The sequence below is a fragment of the Arthrobacter sp. SW1 genome (assembly GCF_001766675.1).
In the GTDB taxonomy this organism is placed as follows: domain Bacteria; phylum Actinomycetota; class Actinomycetes; order Actinomycetales; family Micrococcaceae; genus Arthrobacter.
The window spans coordinates 1-2,086 of record NZ_MJLT01000035.1; the positions used below are offsets into that span (position 1 = coordinate 1).

General features: G+C 66.9%; 3 protein-coding genes. 2 read left to right on the top strand and 1 reads right to left on the bottom strand.

The window, feature by feature from the left end; genetic code table 11:
• Positions 1 to 316: 316 nt before the first annotated feature.
• Together BIU82_RS13290 and BIU82_RS13295 are read left to right on the top strand one after the other, a co-directional pair.
• Positions 317 to 589, top strand: coding sequence for a DUF2277 domain-containing protein (locus BIU82_RS13290; protein WP_070349954.1), 273 nt, complete (start codon positions 317 to 319; stop codon positions 587 to 589).
• A gap of 8 nt (positions 590 to 597) precedes the next feature.
• Positions 598 to 1,803: an MFS transporter gene (locus tag BIU82_RS13295; protein ID WP_083292336.1), complete on the top strand. Its 1,206-nt coding sequence runs from the start codon at positions 598 to 600 to the stop codon at positions 1,801 to 1,803.
• 91 nt (positions 1,804 to 1,894) lie between these two features.
• Here BIU82_RS13295 and BIU82_RS19925 read toward each other — a convergent pair.
• Positions 1,895 to 2,086 (bottom strand): hypothetical protein (locus tag BIU82_RS19925; RefSeq protein ID WP_070349956.1); only part of this gene is annotated, 192 nt, incomplete at its 5' end.

Genomic DNA, 2,086 nt, shown 5'->3' on the forward strand with positions numbered 1-2,086 from the left:
TGTTGCGCTGCTGCTCGATTTCGTTGGAACCGGCCTGCAGCTTGCTGCCGAGGGTCTTGAGCTGCTGTACATCTGCGCCCCAAATAGCCATGGTGTTTCTCCTTGATCATTCACGGACCCGAACTGTTCGGCATCCCGGCGGTCTCCGGTTCGTTCCGGAAGATCCATTACCTAGAAACTATCCCGGCCCGGGAAAGAGTGTCGATGGGGACGCCTCCCCATACAGGAGTCCCCATGCGGTGCAGCCGCTTGCCGGAGGTGGCTGAGTTTCCGCCGGGCCCTGCCGGTTGTCGGTGGTGCGGCCTAGCATGAAGGCATGTGCCGCAATATCCGCACCCTGCATAATTTCGAACCGCGTGCCACGTCCGCCGAGGTGGAAGCTGCTGCCCTGCAGTACGTGCGCAAGATCAGCGGGAGCACCAAGCCCTCCAAGGCCAATGAGGCTGCGTTCGAGGACGCCGTGCACCAGATCGCGCACATCACGCAGCACCTGCTGGATTCCCTGGTCAGCCACGGCCCGGCAAAGAACCGGGAGGAGGAAGCCGCCAAGGCCAAGGCCCGCGCAGCAATCCGCTTCGGCACAGCCTGAGCAACCGCATGGCAGGATGGGGTGCCATGCAGACCCAGGGCTTCAACGTTTTCCGGCTGAGCAGGATCGTCGCAGCTCTGTCCGCCACCAGCGCGCCCATCGTCTTCACCTTCGCCGTGCTGCAGGCGGCCGGGAACCCGGACGTCCTGGCGCAGGCGCTGGGCCTGCAGATCCTCGCGCAACTGGCCGCCTTGCTGGTCTCCGGACCGCTGATCGACCGACTCAACCGCAAGTGGTTCCTGGTGGCCATGCAGGCCGCCGCCGGAACAACCTGGGCGTGCTTCGCCGTCGTACTTCTGGCAGGTGACCCGCCCGGCGCCGTCTTCCCCGCCTTCGGCGGGCTGACCGGCCTGGTGTCGGGGCTGAACGGCCCGGCCACGCAGAGCGTGCTCTCCCATTTGGTTGCCAGGGAGGAGCTGAAATCCAAGCTGGCGGACCTGCGGATCGCCCTCAATACCGTCTCGGTGATCGCGCCGGTCGCCGCCGGAATACTGCTCGGCGTTGCGCCGGCCGGGGCGGTGGTCCTGGGCCTGGCAGCGGCAAACCTGGCCAGCGCGCTGCAATTGCTCCGCCTTCCCGCGATGAAGGCCGAGCGGCCTGCGGTGGTTGCCCGGACCGCCGACGCCGGACGCGGCCCGTTACTGCCTGCATGGTTCTGGGCCGCGGTGGCCGGGACCGCCCTGATGAACGTCCTCTGGGCCGGCTACTACCAGTTGAACGGTCCGGTGATCCTCCGGGACACCTCGACGGCGCCGGAACTGGCGTGGGGCATTGCCAGCGCCGCGCTGGGGGCCGGGATGGTCCTTGGCGGCATTGTCTTCAAGCGTGTGACGTTCGCGAAGCCTCGGTCCACGCCCCTGCTGCTCCTGGCCGGGAAGGCCCTGCCGCTGGCCGTCCTCGGGTTGTGGCCGCACCCGGCCCTCCTCGCCTTCGCGGCGTTCTGTACGGGCGTCATGCTGGAAGCGTTCGTAGTGAACTTCCACGCGCAATTGCAGTTGGGCGTTCCCGGCCACTTCCTCGGTACGGCGTATTCGCTCGATGCGTTCGTGGGCATGGCGCTCATGCCCGCGGGTTACGCACTTGCTGCGTCCGGGTCCCTTGACCGGGCCGGTAGCCAACTGGCGGCGGCCGGGGTGACGGCGTTCCTCGCGCTCGCCGCCTGGTTCGCTGTGCGCATGGCCCGCGACGCCGGCAAGGTTCCGGAACGCGTCTGAGGCCGCCTTTTGCTGCTTCTTAGTCGCTGCTTAATGCCGGGAAGCCCGGACACGTGTGTGTCCGGGCTTCCAGTTTGAGAGGCGGTGGGCCTTAGTGGGAGGCCTGTTCCTGCTCGTTGGCGTTCTTGGTGGCCTTCTTGCCGGCTTCGTCCAGGGCCTGGGCGACCTTCTGGAGGGCGGTCATGTGCTGGGACTGCCATTCGTTGCGGAAGCGGTCGGCGTCCGGGCCCTTCCAGTCGGTGCTGTGCAGGACCTTGTTCAGGGTGTTGCGCTGCTGCTCGAT